The following is a 1,282-nucleotide window of genomic DNA, read 5'->3' as shown; positions in this document are numbered from 1 at the left end:
ACATGGTGGCGCTCGGCGAGACCGGCGCACCTGCGGCCGAGCGCCTGGCAGCCAACCAGGCGCGCTACGGCCGCATCGTCAAGGCGACCGGGATGAAGGTGGACTGATGCCGCTGCCCGCGCCGCGGCGCCCGCGGTCGGCCTTGGGCAGCACGGCCTTTTGCACCATGCGCTCGGCCTGCGACTGCAGGCGGTCCAGGAACGCGTCCAGGCGCGCTGCGTCTTCCTTGTCGAGCGCCTCCATCAGCTCGGCGTTTATCTGGGTGACCAGCGGAAAAAGCTCCTCGTACAGCGCCTGCCCGCTCTCGGTCAGGCCCAGCAGCACCTGCCGCCGGTCGCCCGCGCGGGCCACGCGCGAGACCAGCCGCTTTTCGACCAGCGAGCCGATCGTCTTGGAGGTGCGGGCGCGGTCGAGCTGGGCGTGCTCGGCCAGCTGCGAAGAGCCCAGTTCGCCGCGGCTCGCGAGCACCGCGATCAGCCGCCACTCGCGCCGCGTGATGCCGAAACGGCCCTCGCACAGCCGGATCACCATGCTGCCCGCAACCCCGATCAGCCGTGCGAGCCGGTACAGCAGCAGGTCGTCGGGCGAACGGCGTGGCACGGTCATTCGGGGTTAGTCCGGGGGATGGTTGATTAGATCAATCGAATGTAGCGTCTCTAAAGTCCTTCGGGATCCAACGCCAACCCTATAAGACCCCGGAGACACCGCCCCATGCCCAGCACGCCTCTTTCCTTGAGCTTCGACCGCCGCCGCGCACTTGCCGCGCTGGGCGGACTCGCCCTGGCACCCCTCGCGCTCGACGCGCAGGCCCAGGTTTTCAGGCCCGGCCAGCCGATCAAGGTGCTGATCGGCGTGCCCGCCGGCGGCACGCAGGACGTGCTGACGCGCGCCATCGCGCAGCAGGTGCGCGATGCGCTGGGCCCGCTCATCATCGACAACCGCGCGGGTGCGGCGGGCCGCATCGCGGCCGAAACCGTCAAGACGGCCGCGCCCGACGGCCACACGCTGCTGCTGGGAACGGCCAGCATGATGACCATGTTCCCGAGCGCGTACCGCAGCCTGTCGTACGACCCCATCAAGGATTTCGTGCCCATCATCAACGCGGCGCGCTTCGAGCTGGCGCTCACCGTCCACAAGGACGTGCCCGCCAACACGCTGTCCGAATTCATCGCCTGGGCCAAGGCGCAGGGCGACAAGCTGAGCTTCGGCTCCTACGGCGCGGGCACGCCTTCGCACTTCCTTGGCGAGATGCTCAACCGCGCGGCCGGGCTCAAGATGGTGC

The 1,282-nt window shown here is 69.3% G+C and carries 2 protein-coding genes; one reads left to right on the top strand and one right to left on the bottom strand.

From position 1 onward, the window contains the following. Positions 1-78 precede the first annotated feature (78 nt). A complete protein-coding gene (locus AC1DOC_RS34050; RefSeq protein ID WP_478080989.1) occupies positions 79-606 on the bottom strand; it encodes a MarR family winged helix-turn-helix transcriptional regulator in 528 nt (175 codons plus the stop codon). A 105-nt stretch (positions 607-711) separates the two neighbouring features. On the opposite strand from AC1DOC_RS34050, the gene AC1DOC_RS34045 reads away from it, so the two are divergent. Further along, on the top strand, positions 712-1,282 hold a 571-nt coding region (locus AC1DOC_RS34045; RefSeq protein WP_478131619.1), incomplete at its 3' end, for a Bug family tripartite tricarboxylate transporter substrate binding protein.

This window comes from Variovorax sp. 01T439_2, assembly GCF_056398445.1.
The sequence above is the reverse complement of the archived record's forward strand: the minus strand, read 5'-3'. Positions and strand labels throughout refer to the sequence as shown.

Bases quoted from the DNA above. Each gene is read 5' to 3' on its own strand.
- AC1DOC_RS34050 (WP_478080989.1), bottom strand. From the start codon at position 606: ATGACCGTGCCACGCCGTTCGCCCGACGACCTGCTGCTGTACCGGCTC.